At 32.8% G+C, this 16,340-nt stretch carries 24 protein-coding genes; 23 read left to right on the top strand and 1 reads right to left on the bottom strand.

The window, feature by feature from the left end; translation table 11 throughout:
* Positions 1 to 185 precede the first annotated feature (185 nt).
* The 6 genes from H8700_RS10730 (at position 186) to H8700_RS10705 (ending at position 2,488) form a co-directional block, all read left to right on the top strand.
* Positions 186 to 566 (top strand): hypothetical protein, encoded by a 381-nt coding sequence (locus H8700_RS10730; protein WP_249305625.1) that lies wholly within the window; start codon positions 186 to 188, stop codon positions 564 to 566.
* 29 nt (positions 567 to 595) lie between these two features.
* Positions 596 to 934, top strand: coding sequence for a hypothetical protein (locus H8700_RS10725; protein ID WP_249305624.1), 339 nt, complete (start codon positions 596 to 598; stop codon positions 932 to 934).
* 15 nt (positions 935 to 949) lie between these two features.
* A complete protein-coding gene (locus H8700_RS10720) occupies positions 950 to 1,186 on the top strand; it encodes a hypothetical protein (RefSeq protein ID WP_249305623.1) in 237 nt (78 codons plus the stop codon).
* A 441-nt stretch (positions 1,187 to 1,627) separates the two neighbouring features.
* Positions 1,628 to 1,774: a hypothetical protein gene (locus H8700_RS10715; protein WP_249305622.1), complete on the top strand. Its 147-nt coding sequence runs from the start codon at positions 1,628 to 1,630 to the stop codon at positions 1,772 to 1,774.
* Entirely contained in the window at positions 1,765 to 1,905 is a 141-nt protein-coding gene (locus H8700_RS10710) for a hypothetical protein (RefSeq protein ID WP_249305621.1), read from the top strand. Before H8700_RS10715 ends, H8700_RS10710 begins: the two co-directional genes overlap by 10 nt.
* A gap of 34 nt (positions 1,906 to 1,939) precedes the next feature.
* Entirely contained in the window at positions 1,940 to 2,488 is a 549-nt protein-coding gene (locus H8700_RS10705) for a hypothetical protein (protein ID WP_249305620.1), read from the top strand.
* 759 nt (positions 2,489 to 3,247) lie between these two features.
* Here the strand turns inward: H8700_RS10705 and H8700_RS10700 are convergent.
* Entirely contained in the window at positions 3,248 to 4,330 is a 1,083-nt protein-coding gene (locus H8700_RS10700; protein ID WP_249305619.1) for a helix-turn-helix domain-containing protein, read from the bottom strand.
* Positions 4,331 to 4,969: 639 nt separating this feature from the next.
* Between H8700_RS10700 and H8700_RS10695 the strand changes: the two genes are divergently transcribed.
* The 17 genes from H8700_RS10695 to H8700_RS10625 all read left to right on the top strand — a co-directional run bounded on the left by H8700_RS10695 (position 4,970) and on the right by H8700_RS10625 (position 16,134).
* Entirely contained in the window at positions 4,970 to 5,221 is a 252-nt protein-coding gene (locus H8700_RS10695; protein WP_249305618.1) for a helix-turn-helix domain-containing protein, read from the top strand.
* Positions 5,222 to 5,232: 11 nt separating this feature from the next.
* Positions 5,233 to 5,727 carry a hypothetical protein gene (locus H8700_RS10690; RefSeq protein ID WP_249305617.1) on the top strand — a complete coding sequence of 165 codons (495 nt, stop codon included), beginning with the start codon at positions 5,233 to 5,235 and terminating at the stop codon, positions 5,725 to 5,727.
* Entirely contained in the window at positions 5,727 to 6,011 is a 285-nt protein-coding gene (locus tag H8700_RS10685) for a hypothetical protein (RefSeq protein WP_249305616.1), read from the top strand. Before H8700_RS10690 ends, H8700_RS10685 begins: the two co-directional genes overlap by 1 nt.
* Positions 6,001 to 7,050, top strand: a complete 1,050-nt coding sequence (locus H8700_RS10680; RefSeq protein WP_249305615.1) for an FtsZ/tubulin family protein — start codon at positions 6,001 to 6,003, stop codon at positions 7,048 to 7,050. Before H8700_RS10685 ends, H8700_RS10680 begins: the two co-directional genes overlap by 11 nt.
* A 93-nt stretch (positions 7,051 to 7,143) precedes the next feature.
* Positions 7,144 to 7,485, top strand: a complete 342-nt coding sequence (locus tag H8700_RS10675) for a hypothetical protein (RefSeq protein ID WP_249305614.1) — start codon at positions 7,144 to 7,146, stop codon at positions 7,483 to 7,485.
* Between the two features lie 133 nt (positions 7,486 to 7,618).
* Positions 7,619 to 7,804 (top strand): hypothetical protein, encoded by a 186-nt coding sequence (locus tag H8700_RS10670; RefSeq protein ID WP_249305613.1) that lies wholly within the window; start codon positions 7,619 to 7,621, stop codon positions 7,802 to 7,804.
* Between the two features lie 19 nt (positions 7,805 to 7,823).
* Positions 7,824 to 8,198 (top strand): cold-shock protein, encoded by a 375-nt coding sequence (locus H8700_RS12595; RefSeq protein ID WP_408610856.1) that lies wholly within the window; start codon positions 7,824 to 7,826, stop codon positions 8,196 to 8,198.
* A gap of 15 nt (positions 8,199 to 8,213) precedes the next feature.
* Positions 8,214 to 8,549 (top strand): hypothetical protein, encoded by a 336-nt coding sequence (locus tag H8700_RS10660; protein WP_249305612.1) that lies wholly within the window; start codon positions 8,214 to 8,216, stop codon positions 8,547 to 8,549.
* Positions 8,550 to 8,685: 136 nt separating this feature from the next.
* A complete protein-coding gene (locus H8700_RS10655) occupies positions 8,686 to 9,081 on the top strand; it encodes a hypothetical protein (RefSeq protein WP_249305611.1) in 396 nt (131 codons plus the stop codon).
* Between the two features lie 269 nt (positions 9,082 to 9,350).
* Positions 9,351 to 10,004, top strand: a complete 654-nt coding sequence (locus H8700_RS10650; protein WP_249305610.1) for a hypothetical protein — start codon at positions 9,351 to 9,353, stop codon at positions 10,002 to 10,004.
* 44 nt (positions 10,005 to 10,048) lie between these two features.
* Positions 10,049 to 10,213 carry a DUF5659 domain-containing protein gene (locus tag H8700_RS12590; RefSeq protein WP_408610855.1) on the top strand — a complete coding sequence of 55 codons (165 nt, stop codon included), beginning with the start codon at positions 10,049 to 10,051 and terminating at the stop codon, positions 10,211 to 10,213.
* Between the two features lie 4 nt (positions 10,214 to 10,217).
* Complete coding sequence (locus H8700_RS10645) at positions 10,218 to 12,206, top strand: hypothetical protein (protein ID WP_249305609.1); 1,989 nt, start codon at positions 10,218 to 10,220, stop codon at positions 12,204 to 12,206.
* 537 nt (positions 12,207 to 12,743) lie between these two features.
* Positions 12,744 to 12,878 (top strand): hypothetical protein, encoded by a 135-nt coding sequence (locus tag H8700_RS12255; RefSeq protein WP_283242250.1) that lies wholly within the window; start codon positions 12,744 to 12,746, stop codon positions 12,876 to 12,878.
* A 73-nt stretch (positions 12,879 to 12,951) separates the two neighbouring features.
* Positions 12,952 to 13,230, top strand: coding sequence for a hypothetical protein (locus H8700_RS10640; RefSeq protein ID WP_249305608.1), 279 nt, complete (start codon positions 12,952 to 12,954; stop codon positions 13,228 to 13,230).
* 45 nt (positions 13,231 to 13,275) lie between these two features.
* Complete coding sequence (clpX, locus tag H8700_RS10635; protein WP_249305607.1) at positions 13,276 to 14,496, top strand: ATP-dependent Clp protease ATP-binding subunit ClpX; 1,221 nt, start codon at positions 13,276 to 13,278, stop codon at positions 14,494 to 14,496.
* Positions 14,497 to 14,581: 85 nt separating this feature from the next.
* The gene (locus H8700_RS10630) at positions 14,582 to 15,280 is read left to right on the top strand and encodes a hypothetical protein (protein ID WP_249305606.1); all 699 of its coding nucleotides are present in this window, start codon (positions 14,582 to 14,584) and stop codon (positions 15,278 to 15,280) included.
* 263 nt (positions 15,281 to 15,543) lie between these two features.
* Positions 15,544 to 16,134 carry a hypothetical protein gene (locus tag H8700_RS10625; RefSeq protein ID WP_249305605.1) on the top strand — a complete coding sequence of 197 codons (591 nt, stop codon included), beginning with the start codon at positions 15,544 to 15,546 and terminating at the stop codon, positions 16,132 to 16,134.
* Positions 16,135 to 16,340: the final 206 nt, after the last annotated feature.

The following is a 16,340-nucleotide window of genomic DNA, read 5'->3' as shown; positions in this document are numbered from 1 at the left end:
TGTAGTGAGTAATATTGAAAATGCGTACACTAATAAGTGCGTTAACTTACGACATTGAAAAAGCCTACTATATAGGGCATAAATAAGGAATTAAGCCCCAAAATGGCTTATCGTCAATAGAAAGCAATTTTTAGATGTAACAGGTATTATTACACAAAAACAACACAAGAAAGAGGGGCAATACAATGCAAATAAATATAGAAACAAAGTTCAACATCGGTCAAGAGGTCTATATCATCCAGAAAGCAAGGTCAAAAGAACCATGTGCAGCTTGTAATGGAGAAGGACATATTATTGTAGATGGTAATAGATTCTCATGTGATAAATGTTTTGGCACTGGTCGATTACACGGAAAGAGAAAAATATATCAATTAGCTGATAAAGACACCATTACTAATATCAAGGTATATAATTATCTGCTTAACACTGGTGGACACCACAACGAACCGAAAACAGTTGTGAAATATGGATTTGCTGATAGGAGCGACTATACAGATCAGAAGCTATTCCCCACACAGGAAGAAGCAGAAACCAGATGCAACGAACTTAATAAGGAGGTACAGTAACCCTGATTAAAAGTAAAAAAAATAATGATATGAAAAGCTATGCGGAGAAATTGAAAGCATATACCTATTACTCTTATATATCCTTAACTGCATGGATATTAAGCGGTGTAATACTTGCAGTTTTACTTATAATCGACATTAAATTACCAATTATCAGTTTAATGGTGTTATTGGTAGCTTGCGGAATTGATTTGTATATATATCATAAGAAGAAACAATTAGGAGTAGAGGAAGGAATTACACAAGCATTTCTTGTAAATGATGATACAGGCGAAAAAATCAAAATCAACATGCTAAAAATTGACAAGATGGAAGAGTTGTTGAATTTCTTAGGAATCGAATTTACGGAAAGCACTGTAGAGAATTAAATAAGGAGACTCAAGATGAGCATAAAAATTGAATACGACAAAGAAATAGATCAAGTGTTTATCAGTGGCGAAAACAAATCAATTCAAATAAATAGGATAGAAGTAGCAACAGTGGAAAAGATTCTGGAAGCATTGGAAATTCCATACACTGAAAAGTTGGGTGAGATCTTTTTATTTGATAAGGAAATAGCCGATGAAGATAAAACGACAATGTTATCTCAGCTTAAAGAATTGAGAGGAGGTCATGGATAATGGCAACAGATAGACAGACACCTTGCTTATACTATGTTTGTGCCGGACTTTGCACCAAAGGTAGAAAAGCGGATCACGTTCATTATTGCCAGCGCTGTAACAAATATAGACCGAGAGCAAGGGTAAGATATAAAAATCAAAAGAAGGAAAAGTTAGAGAAAATCAGGAAGAACGAGAGGTATTAGAATGAAGAGAAAATTGAAATTTTTTACATATGGATTCTATATAAGCATGGTTGTATGGGCGTGCGGTTTGGTCGCATCTCTGATTGTGGAAAATGTAACAATGAAAATCCTTTTGATTCTCATACCATTAGCAATATATTGGTTTTTCATAATAGGTAAAAGTATCATCGAGGAAAAAATGAGAAAATAAATTTACCACAAAAAGGGGAAAACATAATCTAAAAGGTGCATTATATAAGTGAAGAGGTAATAACAAATGAATGATGAGATTATCTTAACAGACAAAAATAATATAACAAGCGATGGAAAGAAATTTCCAAAAAATCCTAGACCAGAAGTGGTATATGGAGGAATCTTCCCAACAAAGGAAATGATTATAAAGAAGGTGAAGCAATGGCTATAACAATGCAAGATATTATTGAAAGCAACAGAATAAAGAGAGAAGCGTGTGAAAACTGCAAAGAGGATTTGAAAAATATTCTTACATCTGAACAGTTGGAAAAATTTGAGGATGCTTTTTACTCTGCTGTATAAGGTTATATTTTCACAAGGAAGGAGTAGTAATATTATGGAGACAAACAGTTTTAAATTGAACAATATTTTTGAAGAAAATGCAAAAGTATATCAGGCTAAGCCAGTTAGAGCAACAAAGTATCAGCCTGGTATGGAAACTGGATGGGTTGTATATATGCAGAATGAACCAAAACATGATATGGAAAACAATCTACATGAGGGCATGAAGTTCTTTGATGCAGAACAGGAAGCATGGGATTATATCAATGCAGATCACAAGCAGTATATTAACAAGAATGGTGTACCTACAGAAATAGCAGTAGTATATGAAGCACCAATGCCAGTATTACATAGAAAAGAAACAGATCCAGAAAAGAAAGTAGGATATACAGATTGTTTTCAAGGAAAGTATGCGTTACTTTCTAATGAGACAGAAATGTATGATTTCTTTATTTTGAAATATAATCATGAGACACCTGATAATTGGATTATACAGGATGCAGACGGAACTATTAGAGTTTGGGATCATAATAGTCCAGAGTGCTGCAATGAATTGTTTTTCGGAAAAGATGATGATTATGTCTGTGAGAAAGTTGCGGTATAACTTCTGAAATTTACATATGGAAAATAAGTCAAATTGATTGTATAATAAAATTGGTATTTAGGAAAACTTTCTAAATATGTTGGTTGATTGAAAAGGAAAAGCTATCGTGTTATGCGATGGCTTTTTCACTTTTTAGGGAGTTCGATAAGATTAGATTGTAGTATGAAAATGTAAGAAAATTCTGTAAGAAAATTCAAAAATTGCAAACTGATACATAAACCTTAATCAAAAAGATGATGAGTTCGAAAAGTTTAAGAAAATCAGGGGAATAATAAGATTTATGCTGATTTTTTAGCTTTTTTGTGAAGGGACTTAATACATATACACATAGAAAGTACAGGTATGTATCGAACTATGATTCGAGCATTTTTTACTGTAATAAAAATCTAAGAGTGTTGAACTTTATGGCATTTTTATGGCATGTAGATGAAAAAAAAATGAAGAATTTTATAGGAAAACTGGTTCGGAAATTATATGTGACTATTGACATAACCATCAATACTATTAGATAAGAAGAAACTCATACATATATAAGCCATCAGAAATAAACTAATCCGATGGCTTATACAGAAGAAATTAATTTGCGTAATATACTGATAAATTAATATGAGATGCAAAACTGTGGAAAATGCCACAGATTTTTTCTGGTTTTATTATATTTGTCAATAAATACACAATATATAGTATAAAATCTTAAATAAAAGCACTATATAATGCATTTCTTGCACCAAAAATGAAAGAACAATTTCATGTGGAATTTTACTGCTTTTTGTTTCGTATAGCTTGTTTTATTCCATAAGTAATAGTATTTAATTCCAAGCATTTTTTAATCAATTCATCTATATCGGTATCCTGTGTCGGCATTGTATATTCAAAATGGTAATCTAATTTTACATTACTAATAAAATCATTCAAGGATTTAATGATGTGTTCAAATAACCTTATGAAGTTAATTTTACATGGATGATGATTTATTAGTGCTTCATTTTTGGCAGCTAAAAGATATTCATGTAATTCATATATGAAACTTTCAAATCCGAAAAGAACATCATCTAACTTTTCAATGTCGGTTTTCTCATTTATGAGTATTAAATCAACAAATAGATTATAGTTTCCTTCTTCAAAGTTTATGTCGCTACATATGTCTGCATACGAATATAACAATTTTTGTTTTGCAGAAAAACTTTCAATATTACTATTGGTTTTCTGCAAATAATCTTCTCCAACAGTTTTTCCAAAACATGTTTCGGCATCACCGTGGAATAAAGGGAACTGGTATAATTTTTGAGTATAAGCAAATTCACCTTGAAAGTTTACTCGCATTGTTTTTACCAAATTGATCATATTTCTTCTATCGTCTGGTGTTTCACAGTAACTAAATTCATCTATGATTGTATCTGACAAATCCTTTAAATTCTTTTTCAGACGCATTAAATCAACTTCATATGGTTTATCCTGTATATAATATTCCATTCTCTTGATCCGTTCTTCATCAGATATATGCAGCATATCATGATCTGGGGAATAAATACCCATTGAATTTTGCAGGTAATGATTAGGAACAGAAACATTATCATTTAATTCTACCGTAGCGGTTGGAGATAAATATTTGATAACAAATTCCTCTGCATCCATATTCTCTTCTTTTGCAAAATCCTTAAATAGCAATATAAGATCGTCTCGTGAAATATTTTTTGTACGTCTATTTTCTATATTCGGCAGCCATGATTTGTTTTTGCCGATTTTTTCTGATAATTGGTATGCTGTCAAATTATGTTCTTTTCTTGTATCTATAATTAACTGTATTAGTTCGTCTGTTATTTTTATTTTTTTAGGGAACATGAAAAATTACCTCCTTAAATGATATGTACATATTATAATGTAAAAAGATAGATATGTAAACAACAAGCCTGTAAATACATAAAATGATAAAACATGTACATATTCAATAAAACAACTTGACAATATGTACATGCGGTGATATAGTAAGACCATGCAAGAGAGATACAAAGGTTTTCAAGACACATTACATCGTATTTCAAATGCAATTATAAAAGTGATTGGTACATAAAAGAAAAAGCCAATAGCAACAATCTGGATGCTGGTAACATCCAATGCTAAAGGCTCATGGTAATGTGACAAGTCTGGTAAACTTGACACACATATTGGTATCTAAAATACTATCATGAAAAAATCTTTTAGTCAAGCATTAGCTGTCTGCTAATGCTAATTTCCCAAACACATTTATATAGAAGAAACACAGTACCTTGACAACTTAATAAGAAATTCTGTATTACGGGGGAATTTCGTTTGTAAGAGGTGTATTAATAAGTAGAGGCACATGATAAGAGGAATCAGAGTGAGACTTATGTATTCTATTATGAAAAATCATTTTTCAAAAGGCGAATAAGTATATGGAGGGCAGAATGCCAATATATTTTTTAGCATTTAATGACGAGGGACAAGGAGGTGTGGAAAGCAATGACAAAGTTTGATTATGAAATCCTGATGTTGCTGAATGAGAAAAATGTGGATAATTCATTAAAAGCAATGAATATCTCACAGATATTAGAAGATATTTCAGTAGCAAAAAGGAAGTCGTACAGTACAGCTTATAGACATTTGCAGGAAATGACTAAGCAAGGATATGTGAAGTGTGGTCTTGTAGATGGATTAGCAAGTACATATTACATTGATGAACTAGGAAAAAAATATTGTAAAGCACAAAATTAAGGATGGTGTAAATGGCATACGGAAAAATTTATATTGCGGATTTGAGCAAGAAAGTAACGGATTTATTTAATGAGCTGATAGATGCAAAGAAATTGAATGAGAAAGAGTTTATCAGTTCTTTTAAAGAAAAATATCCTAAAGATTATGATTTGCTAGTCTACGAATGGGAATTTAAGGTACATGCATTCAAGAAGAATAAAAAAGGACACCCTGTACCTCATCCCATTAGACCAGACAGGATATTGAGTAATATGTATCGCAACTATTATTACAAGCTGATAAAGAAACCTAAGATACAGAAAGCCAAGGAGAATTATATTAAGAGGCTGAAATGTGAAATGGGTAAGATTGGTTACAAAATCAAAGAGAGCTCATTAAATAAAGGAAAATTTTCGGTAATTGATAAGAGCGATAGCAAGGATATTGCAACAGACCTTCAGTATCAAGAACTGAAAAAGGTTTGTAATCAGCTTATGGATAACAAAAAGAAGGGAGGTGCGAAGTAGTGAGTTTATCTATTAACAGGCTTGATGTAAATATAATGAAGATTCTTGCACAGGAAAAATGCTTTGATGAATTATGTGGTATGACAATCAACGAGATCAATACATTTTATGGTGAGGACGATTTACTTACTACAAGGCACAATTTGGTAATGCGTGTAAGAACATTGGTAAAAGATGGATATATGGAGAAAGGTATTAAAGACCATTTAGAATTTACCTATTTTATCACAGAAAAAGGATTAACAACAATTAAGTGGAATGGAGGAAAAGGCAATGAGCAATAGAGGTTTAGTAAATGATGTAGCAATAGTTGGTGTAGGTGGTGCAGGAACAAATATAGCCTTCTGCCTTGAAAAATTAGGATATACAACAATCCATATCAATTCAAGTACACAGGATGAATCAGCTATTAAAGGTGCAAAGAATATCAGACATTTAAAAGGGTTTAATGGGTGTGCTGGTAATCGTGCATTAGCAGAGAAGGCACTTGCTGAAAATATGGATATTGTAGATGAAATCTCTGCCCTTGAAGAATCTATTGTATATGTGATTTTTTCAAGTGCAGGTGGTACAGGTAGCGGAGTTTCTACAGCATTGATTGATATGTTGGTTGAGGAAACGGACAAGACTATTTGTGCAATCGTGGTACTTCCAGATAAAGACGAAGATTTTGATTTTCATGTAAACAGTTATAAGTGCTGCCAGGAATTACTTGAAATTGAAAATATGGGTTCTGTTATGTTCCTTGACAATAACAGTGGCAACAAGCAGACAATCAATAGTATCTGTACCACAATGCTTAACACATTTCTTTCAAACAATTCTGTATCGGAGTTAGGAAATGTAGACGAACAGGAAAAGAGGACTATTTTAAGCACACATGGAAGTATGGTGTTATCTGTTTTAGGAAATGAAAAAGCAAGTGCAGAAAAGGTTATTGAAATGCTTACAACGAACAATATCTTTGCACCAATACAGAGTGATGGAAAGTGTGAATATATCGGCATCATCAATTCTGCTAAGAAGATTAACAAGGACGATATTATTAAGATTGTTGGTATTCCAAGGCGAACATTTGAAGGCCATGGAAGTGACAAAACTATTACTGCTATATCCGGTTTATCATTCCCATTTGACCATCTTAACAGTATTAAGGAGATTGCAAAGCAGAAACATGATGAAAGAATCAATGCTGCGAAAGCAATTAAATCTAATGAGTTAGAAGATTTGGATTTTTCAGATGATATTGTGGTTGAAAAGGAGGAAAAACAGAAGCCTAAGAAGTTATCAAGACGAGATAAGTTGAAAATGCTTAGTAATTAAAAATGCAGATAGATAACAGAGAATGTATATATAGGCAATAGATAGACACTATTTGCATAACAGAAAAATACAGAAGTGAGGAGAACATATATTATGAGAAAGACAACAGCAAACAGATTATTAAAAGCAATCACAGACAATCTTGTATCAGTTACAAGTGCAGTAGTAAACCATGATGAAGGTATGAAAGAACCAATATCTGATGAAAAATTCAAGGAAGATTTGGAGTTCTATGTCAATTCGGGCATATTTGCCGATACGATTGATTTTTCGTATGAAAAAATTGCAGAAAATAAACTGCTCATTTCCATCGGGAAAGCAAGTTGTTACTGCTATGACGATATAGACGTGACATTGCAACTTAGTGATGGTGTAGATATGGAAACTGTCACAAAACAGTTGTATGAAGATCTCAATGAAAAATGGTCGGCATAAAGAGAGAACAATATATTAGAGGTCATTCAGTTTGAACGATAAAGGAAGTCACGAGATACTTTCTCATTCCTGCCTTATACAGAAGAAAGGAAGTATTTACCAATGGCAAAAGGATTAACAAGATGTAACATATGTGGGAAAGACAGTAGAGCAAGTATTTGAAAATCAGATGCTTATTAGCATCCATGATCGTGTCGGATATGGCAGTAAACATGATGGAAGCATGATTGATTTGGATATTTGTTGTGATTGTTTTGATAAGCTGATTGATGGATTCACAGAAAAATGTGCTATCAATCCTATTAAAGAGAATTATTAGAAAACGGAGGGATTAACAAATGAAAGGTACAGTAAAATTTTTTAACAACAGTAAAGGTTGGGGATTTATTACAAGTAAAGAAGGTTGGGAAGCATTCGTACATTACTCCAATATTGTAAATATGGAAGGTCGTAAGACATTAGATGAAAATGACATTGTTGAGTTTGAGTATGGAGAAAACTCTTTTGGTAGGGACAGCGCATTAAATGTACAGCCAATTCTTACAACACAGATGATAAAGAAATCATTGAAAGATGAACATTTACGCCTTAAAAAGATTGGACACAATTCATATTTGGTGATTGACGGAAATGACGTCATTCAAAGTCCAGAACAAGGCATGTCTTTTGAAGAACTTGCTGCATATGCTGGTTTTTCTGTCAGCGAAGAATAAAGGAGGATTAGAAAAATGAATGGGATTATTGAAGCTATTAAGGCTGCAAATGGAAGAACAGATATTACAGATACAGAATGGTATGCAATTATGAATGATTGTTGTTCTGTAGTGCTTAAGATTAAAAGACAGAATCAAACAATCGGCAAAATGAATGTCAATAGACATGAGGAAACTGTAGATACATATAAGTTTTCAAACTTCTGTAGCGATATGGATATTTCATCATATCAGATTTATAAGGAAGATATTGTATCTGTAAATGCTGAATATGACAAAGAGAAAGAAATTATACTGATTATTTGCAGATTAGAGAATGACATGGAAATTGATTTTGAGATGCAACCGTAAAAAATATTTTCCTAACGGAGAATATTAACAATAGGTGGGAGTCCTAATGAGGTATGTTCTCATTCCATCAAAACATAAACATAGAGGATCGGCGAAAAGTTGATCCTCACCTATAAAAATTTGGAGGACAAATAAAATGACAAAAGAACAGATTATTGAAAAAATTATGGGTGAGTACAAAACGTATGGGCTGACAAAGGAAATGGCAGAGATTATATATAATCTTGCAGTGGAGTTTGATGTGCCAAACGAAATGATTTATGAAGGAATGCGTTATTTATGTAATAATCAGTTTGGAATTGATGATATTACTGCATCTGAAGGTGTAGTACAGGGGGCATTGAATTATTCTGTTAATGATAGTATGAGAAGTAATCCAGGTGCATCAAGAGAATTGATCTCTAAAAATAAGGCTTGTGAAATTTTGGAGGAAGGAACAGAAAAACTCAGTGAGGGTTTTGCAAATATAGATTCGAAATTTCAGGAGATTGCAAAAGATCGTTTGAAAAAATTTGTAAAGGAACATATTTAAGAGATAGAGAAGCAGTTTAGAGAAACAATTTTTAGTATTTTATCCGAATAAAAACGGAGAATATTATAAATTACAGAGATATTTATTGCTATGAGATGATGCAACCGACTGTTGAAGCGAATAGTTACAATTCAGAACGGATTTACAAATCCCCTTTTATTAAAACAATTATCAGTGAAGATGCTGATTACATATTTGACGGAATCACAGGCACATTACCTATTTATTGGTGGTGTGCCTACATTAAATTGAAAAAGAGGTACATTTATATGGAACAGAGAGAAATCATATTAAGACAAAAGTTAGGTAAGCATGGCTATAAATTAAAAGGTGCAAATGAAAGATTCTTTGTTAAATGCACATATACAGACAAGGTAGCATCACCATTAGATGATAAGAAACAGCCAGTTTATATGACATTGGATGAAGTAGAAAAATGGCTGAACGACAGAATCAATGAAGAAAAGCAGAAGGAGCAGCTATGGAAAGACAAGCTCAATAAATATAAGAGCATTCTGAAATATCCACAGTATGCTGAGTGGTGCAAGGATGTTGTGTTTGATATTTTGAAGGAATATAAAGCAGTTATAAATGAAAATATCGACTTTATCAAAGCAGAGGTATTTAATTCCGAAAGTGAATTATACGCTTTTGTGGGATATAACGTGGAAAATATTTTGGATGAACTACAGATTCACAAATACGATATGTCAATGTCAGAGAGAATCAGAATTGCTTTTTCGGAGACATATTATAAAAAGTATGAAGAACTGAATGCAGATGTACTTGAAAAAGAAGTGGACGATGGAGAGTATATTTTACAGGATTTAGTAGGCGATGGCGAACTGACAGAGAATGATTTATTGGAGATCGCTTTCAATGACATTGGTGTTGATGGTCTGAAAAAATATATTTTGGAATAAGATTGGAGGAATGAGTTATTTATAAAGGATCTAATAAGACAGAAATGTACATAGTCAGATCACTCGCAATGACAAACTGGCTATGCAACAACGGATTTAAGATTTTAAAAGTCGAGGATTCGGAAAAAGATGATAAGTTAAAGGTTTTTTTATTTGAAGATTCGTCAGCTTTACACGACACTATGATGAAGTACAGAAAGAGAGTGTGAGTGTATGGCAAATGGCAAGCAGAATAAGAAAAAGACAAATTTAACATGGGAAGATTTTGAGACATATCTTCCTGATTATGGATTTGATGAAAAACAAATGGATTTTTTCAAGGATACATTTGAGATAATCACAACTAATCGAGATACAGACAAAGTTACTTGTTTTGCTAATAGATGCGGCATAGGAAAATCAACGTTTATTCATACATTTATGCATTGCTGCATTGGAGATAGTTTTTATGGTGGATGGCATAGACCTCAAGGATTATTAGTTATAACGGATTCAATTAAGAGATTAGAGGAGCTGTCCAGCACTAATAAAGACAGAATAGAAGCAGAAAAGTATTGGGGAGAAATTTTCAAAGAGTGGGGCATTGAATACCACTATAAGGAATTTGAAAAAAGTGTCATTGTACTGAGATCAGATGAACCATTTAAGGAGCAACTTATCAAGCAACATTATAAGCCAATAGTTCTACTTTCTACACAGCGTTATTTCATGTTAGGAGATAATATCAGAGAACAACTTTTCTCGTTTACTTATAATGGAGAAACATTAAAAAGAGATATTGTTATCTTTGATGAAAGCCCACAATTTTCAGAAACTGTCACAATCGACAGCGATAACTTGTCCAGAATCGAGGCGGCATTATATAAAGGGCTGTCCGATGAAGTTAAGGACAAGGAGTTTGTAATAAGAGAGTATAAGGCATTTAAGGATAGACTGCTTGAACAGATGGACGAGAAGGAAAAACTACTGAAGGATTCTAATGTTACTATATATTGGAAAGATACACGATATTCCAGTATAACACTAAATGATGATTTACTTTTTTCGGTATTGCAAGACAATATAGAGTCTTTGACAAAACAGTATAATTGCATATGGAAAGATATGCAGTGCTTAAAGGAGATTGCTAAGAATGGGGCAATATTTAATTCCGTAAAGAAAAAATATGGAAACTATGAACGCTCATTTGTGTTGGTCGTAGATAATAGGAATCATTTCTTTTTGGGACAAGATAAAAAGTTTTTTGTATTTGATGCAACGGCAGACATTGATCCGAGATATGACCTTGATTATGTGGAGATTGTAACAGGAGAAAAATATAATAAACCTTTGAATATGTTAATAACAAATGTTCAGATTTCCACTAGCAAAAATGTCATGTGTAAAGGAAATAAAAGAGCAATCACAACCTCAAATACTATCATTAAATACTTGAAAAATAAATTAAAACATGGCATAGGAAAGCAACGTGAAATTTTAATAGTAGTATATAGTGATTTGCTAAGACGATTTCAAAAGGAATTTGACAATGTAGGTTATTTTGGAAACCTTAAAGGATTCAATGATTTCAAGGATTTATACAGAATGGCACACATTGGAATGAACAGATTTCCTAACATGGCATATTTCTTTATATATTGCGGTTGTCATATGGAAATATACAGGCAGCTTATGGATATGTCAGAAGAAGAATCACTGGATTTCTTTAGTGCATTAAGTAAAAATCATAACAAGGAATACGAAAGTATTATAACATCCGTCATGCTTAGATGTGTGTTGGCTGATTTTGAACAGAATATATTTAGATTGGCAATCAGAAATTATAGCAATACGGAAAACGTTCATATCTGGACTTTCTACAATTCTAATGATTCACTGTACAGTGAGTTATCTTCAATGATCGAAGAAAGATATAAACCCTATGGAACAATATTCGAATATGAAGATACTCCCGAAGAATTACTAATTGAAAAGATTAGAGATAGAAAGCCACCAGAAGGAAAGAAAATGACAAATGCACAAAAGATTATAGAATGGTGTGATAAACAAGAATCTGGAAAAGTATTTAAGTTAAATGAGTTATTACAAGATACAGGAATGAATAATGATTCATTCAAAAATACTAGAAAAGATAATCAGACAATAAAAAAGTTATTTGATGATATGAAAACTGATAAAAGAGGTTATTACATGATTGTATAAATTTTTAGGGGGGATTCTCTAATATATTATATTAGGAAAACCCACCCAAAATGAGAATGGAAAAATAAATAAAGTTACAACTGATAATGATTTTCGTTTGATTGGACTGGCATATTGCGTAAGCAATGTGACAGGACATATCAACGAAAAAGGCTGACAGATTAGATTGCGAACTTGTTTAGCAAGATAAGATGGCAGACTAACAGGGTGTGGGATGTTCCCACTAATATATCCTACTTTCTTTGAAACCATCCTTTTCTACTAAGCTACACAACGCAATCAAAGATTGCTGTTCCGCTAAGTTGAAAAGCCTGCGCCAAAGAAAGTAACAAAGAAAGCGCATGAATCAGCGAATGTATCTAATAGAAACTTAATTTGAGCGTACATTGAATGGCTCAAAATATGAATTAAACATTATAATTCATACGATAAAGAGAGAGTATGTCGGCTGCCTATCGGCATCCGAAATAAGCACTCACTATTTATCGGAATGATAAGTTTACAATTTTTCACTTGATGGAAGGAGAATATTAAATTATGCGAATTTATAGCGAAATGGAATGTGATATTGGTTGCGAAGATGGTTACTTTTGTGAATATTATAATGAAGAGACTAAGAGCTGTAATTATCCCAATGTTTGTAATGTCTATAAAGAGAAAAAGGGATTATAAATATATGGAAGTTGAAATTTCACAAGCGTATGTGGATATGCATGAGTATTGATGAGTAAAGGAGATTTTAATAATGGTATTTAAGGAAGGACAAGACGTATATTTTTTGAACAGAATCAAAAAGAAACATCATAACGCCCATATGTGGGTTGTTGAACCTGCAATAGTAGTATCTGATAAAGGAAACAATCATAGAGTTGAGGTTAAAATTTCAGATCAGAATATTGTATCAATTCGTAGAGGAGTAATATTTGAAACTAAGGATAAGGAAAATGCAGAAGAAAAATGTGATTATTGGAATCATTGGGATAGATACCATAAGAGAAAACATAAGCATAAGAAGCATAAGTAGGGATAATTGATAAGTACAATTTTCATAAATAAAGGAGAGTTTAGAATGGCAAAAAATAATCAATTTTGTTATATGTGCGGTAAGTCCGTAAATGAAGTAAATAAATTAATTAAAGGTGAGTATGGTTACATCTGTGATAGCTGTATCAGTATAGCAAGTGACTTACTCAATGATGAAGAAGAGGAAAATATCGCAACTAATATGAAACTTGCTACACCTTCACAGATTAAAGCACATTTGGATCAGTATGTTATCGGACAGGATGAAGCAAAGAGAACACTTGCAGTTGCGGTATATAACCACTATAAGAGATTGAAACAGAATAAAAAATCTGATGTGGAAATTCAGAAATCCAATATTCTTATGATTGGTTCAACCGGCAGTGGTAAGACACTGATTGCCCAAAGTTTAGCAAAATTCTTAGGTGTTCCATTCGCTATTGCTGATGCTACAACACTTACTGAGGCTGGTTATGTTGGCGAAGATGTAGAAACAATGCTAAGAACACTCTTACAGAATGCGGATTATGATATTGAATTAGCACAAAGAGGAATCATCTATATTGACGAGATAGATAAGATTTCTCGTAAAGGCGAAAATATGTCGATTACTCGTGATGTATCTGGTGAAGGTGTGCAACAGGCACTTCTTAAAATCATCGAGGGTACAGTATCAGAAGTGCCGGTAACAGGCGGTAGAAAACATCCACAGGGAGAAACGGTTAAGATAGATACATCTAACATACTTTTCATTTGTGGTGGTGCATTTGATGGCATTGATAAGATTATCGGTAAGGGAGAGACGCATAATACTATTGGATTTGGTGCTAATATTGCCGATAAGAAAGAATCAGTTACCGACTTATCAAAGGTTGAGCAGCACGATCTTGTCAAGTATGGTCTTATGCCAGAACTTATAGGCAGACTTCCTATTATTACTGCACTTAGTCCGTTGTCAGAGGGTGATTTGGTACATATTCTCACAGAGCCAAAGAATGCCATAACAAAGCAGTACCAGGAGTTACTATCTATGGATGATGTGAAGTTAGAGTTTGAGGACGCAGCATTGAGAAAGATTGCAGAATTGGCTATTAAAAAGAAAACAGGTGCAAGAGGTCTTAGAAGTATCATTGAATCGGCTATGCAGAAAGTCATGTTTGATGTTCCTGATATGAGTAGTGCAAAGAAAGTTGTTGTAACTGCTGATTGTGTAGAAGGAAAAGCGGATGCACTTGTATATGGTGCAAGGGATAAGAAGATTGCTTAGTGTCGGTTAGCGTCCATTTGGACGCAGAGCGTGATCAACGACCACGAAATCGTGGGCGTTAAAATCTGGAAGGAGAATATACTATATGAATACATTTACAGTTACAACAGGCAACAAGAACGAGACAGAATTAGCAGAAATTACAAGGCTAATTAAATTAAATGATATGTGGTGCAGACAGTACCACAATGTTGTGACAAGTATATTTGAAAAACACAACAGCATTGATGATTGGTCACAGGATGAACTTATGAAGGTTGCATTATGCGGTGTGAAGTACATAAATTATGCGATTGATATTGATTCTGCAAATCACAGACTGGATAACGCATATCAGACCCCATTTGAAGTGAAACAAACAGCCTTTAATATGATAGATGCTTTATTTGGTCTTATTGGAAGAATCAAGCTGAAAAATCTGATTAAAATTTTCCCGATAGATAAGGAATATGATGGGGATAAATGGGGATGCAAAGACTACTTTTTCACAATGGATGTGTTGCGTGAAAGAGGACTTGATAATGCAGTTGGTCGTGATGGTGTATTTGATTTGCTATGGGATTATGAAAATCGAAAGTTAAGAAAATTGACAGTATTCTATATGAGTTGCATGAGTGCCATGTATCAGCGACAAACTGGTGTTACCTTTGCGGAAAAATTCTGCGAAGATAATAATATAGGTTCGTATAGTGTGGATCGTGAAAATGGCATTGTGATAGATAATCAAACTAGAAAAATTGCAAAATTGAGCAATAAGCCATCATTTATGCAGATTGTGAAGTAAAATTACATTTTTTGAAAAAGCGACCTTCAATATTGTGCCTGTGTAGGCAAGATATTTTTTTGAAAATCGGATGAAACTGTCGATTCAAATCTCCATATTTTTATCTGAATAAAGTGGTGGGTAGCCACTATAAAAACCCTATGTGCAGCGAAATAGTTTTGCGGTTGGAAATATCACCGTAGCTTGGAAAAGTAGACACATATACATCGAACATTAAGTGTGATATAATTTTTCTATAATAGATAACAAAGGAGTAAATATTTATGGAAAAATTACTACAATATACAGATTTTTTGTTAGCAATAGGTGTCATTCTTTTGTGGGTATTTTTAATTGTACTTTTTTTGAGTATGTGGATAGGAAGTAAATATACAAAACAGAAGTTTTTTAAAGCAGCTCGAAAATCATTAGAGTTTGAAAAAAATGAAGACATACTTAGTGAAATACGCAATGATTTCGAAGTATATAGAAAACATATGTTTGGATTTAAGAATAGTTCCATTATTGAATTGTGTCAAGAACTTGAACAAAAAATAAAATTAGAGGGGGACTTGGTTGTTGTTAGTAAATTGAATAAGATAATTACTTCTTTCAAGGATGAGTACAAATTTGATGATGAAAAAATGAATGAGGTTATTGAAAATGTTAGAAATAAATCGGGAAAAGGTGATGCTAGGAAAATTAGGGAATATTTAATCAGATTGAATGCTTATACTGATGGAATTTTATATGAAAAAGATAGACATTTAATAGATATACAAGATAAGCTAACACGAAGAAAATGGGTTAGCGTAATATGTGGAATTGTGGGATTTGTTGGAAGTATCGCATCAATATACAGTATATTTAAATAAATTTTTACCAACCGTCAATATTCGATGGTTGGTATTTTTTTGCGCAAAATCAGAAGTCAGATGGAGAATATTATATATAGAAAGACATTTTTACGAAAGGTGGTAGAGTATTATAGGACACGTTAAAGCAGGAAGAGTAAGGATATATAAATTAAATACATTCAAAGCATTAACAGATGAAGAGAATGAGATTTATAATGACAAGA

This window comes from Jutongia hominis (assembly GCF_014384965.1).
In the GTDB taxonomy this organism is placed as follows: Bacteria; Bacillota; Clostridia; order Lachnospirales; family Lachnospiraceae; genus Butyribacter; species Butyribacter hominis.
This window is presented reverse-complemented; position numbering and strand designations above follow the sequence as displayed.

Bases quoted from the DNA above. Each gene is read 5' to 3' on its own strand.
- H8700_RS10655 (WP_249305611.1), top strand. From the start codon at position 8,686: ATGACAAAAGAACAGATTATTGAAAAAATTATGGGTGAGTACAAAACG.
- H8700_RS12590 (WP_408610855.1), top strand. From the start codon at position 10,049: ATGTACATAGTCAGATCACTCGCAATGACAAACTGGCTATGCAACAAC.
- H8700_RS10725 (WP_249305624.1), top strand. From the start codon at position 596: ATGAAAAGCTATGCGGAGAAATTGAAAGCATATACCTATTACTCTTAT.
- H8700_RS10680 (WP_249305615.1), top strand. From the start codon at position 6,001: ATGAGCAATAGAGGTTTAGTAAATGATGTAGCAATAGTTGGTGTAGGT.
- H8700_RS10705 (WP_249305620.1), top strand. From the start codon at position 1,940: ATGGAGACAAACAGTTTTAAATTGAACAATATTTTTGAAGAAAATGCA.
- H8700_RS10700 (WP_249305619.1), bottom strand. From the start codon at position 4,330: ATGTTCCCTAAAAAAATAAAAATAACAGACGAACTAATACAGTTAATT.
- H8700_RS12255 (WP_283242250.1), top strand. From the start codon at position 12,744: ATGCGAATTTATAGCGAAATGGAATGTGATATTGGTTGCGAAGATGGT.
- H8700_RS10645 (WP_249305609.1), top strand. From the start codon at position 10,218: ATGGCAAATGGCAAGCAGAATAAGAAAAAGACAAATTTAACATGGGAA.
- H8700_RS10730 (WP_249305625.1), top strand. From the start codon at position 186: ATGCAAATAAATATAGAAACAAAGTTCAACATCGGTCAAGAGGTCTAT.
- H8700_RS10625 (WP_249305605.1), top strand. From the start codon at position 15,544: ATGGAAAAATTACTACAATATACAGATTTTTTGTTAGCAATAGGTGTC.
- H8700_RS10640 (WP_249305608.1), top strand. From the start codon at position 12,952: ATGGTATTTAAGGAAGGACAAGACGTATATTTTTTGAACAGAATCAAA.
- H8700_RS10660 (WP_249305612.1), top strand. From the start codon at position 8,214: ATGAATGGGATTATTGAAGCTATTAAGGCTGCAAATGGAAGAACAGAT.
- H8700_RS10715 (WP_249305622.1), top strand. From the start codon at position 1,628: ATGAATGATGAGATTATCTTAACAGACAAAAATAATATAACAAGCGAT.
- H8700_RS10630 (WP_249305606.1), top strand. From the start codon at position 14,582: ATGAATACATTTACAGTTACAACAGGCAACAAGAACGAGACAGAATTA.
- H8700_RS10675 (WP_249305614.1), top strand. From the start codon at position 7,144: ATGAGAAAGACAACAGCAAACAGATTATTAAAAGCAATCACAGACAAT.
- H8700_RS10710 (WP_249305621.1), top strand. From the start codon at position 1,765: ATGGCTATAACAATGCAAGATATTATTGAAAGCAACAGAATAAAGAGA.
- H8700_RS12595 (WP_408610856.1), top strand. From the start codon at position 7,824: ATGAAAGGTACAGTAAAATTTTTTAACAACAGTAAAGGTTGGGGATTT.
- H8700_RS10695 (WP_249305618.1), top strand. From the start codon at position 4,970: ATGACAAAGTTTGATTATGAAATCCTGATGTTGCTGAATGAGAAAAAT.
- H8700_RS10690 (WP_249305617.1), top strand. From the start codon at position 5,233: ATGGCATACGGAAAAATTTATATTGCGGATTTGAGCAAGAAAGTAACG.
- clpX (WP_249305607.1), top strand. From the start codon at position 13,276: ATGGCAAAAAATAATCAATTTTGTTATATGTGCGGTAAGTCCGTAAAT.
- H8700_RS10650 (WP_249305610.1), top strand. From the start codon at position 9,351: ATGGAACAGAGAGAAATCATATTAAGACAAAAGTTAGGTAAGCATGGC.
- H8700_RS10720 (WP_249305623.1), top strand. From the start codon at position 950: ATGAGCATAAAAATTGAATACGACAAAGAAATAGATCAAGTGTTTATC.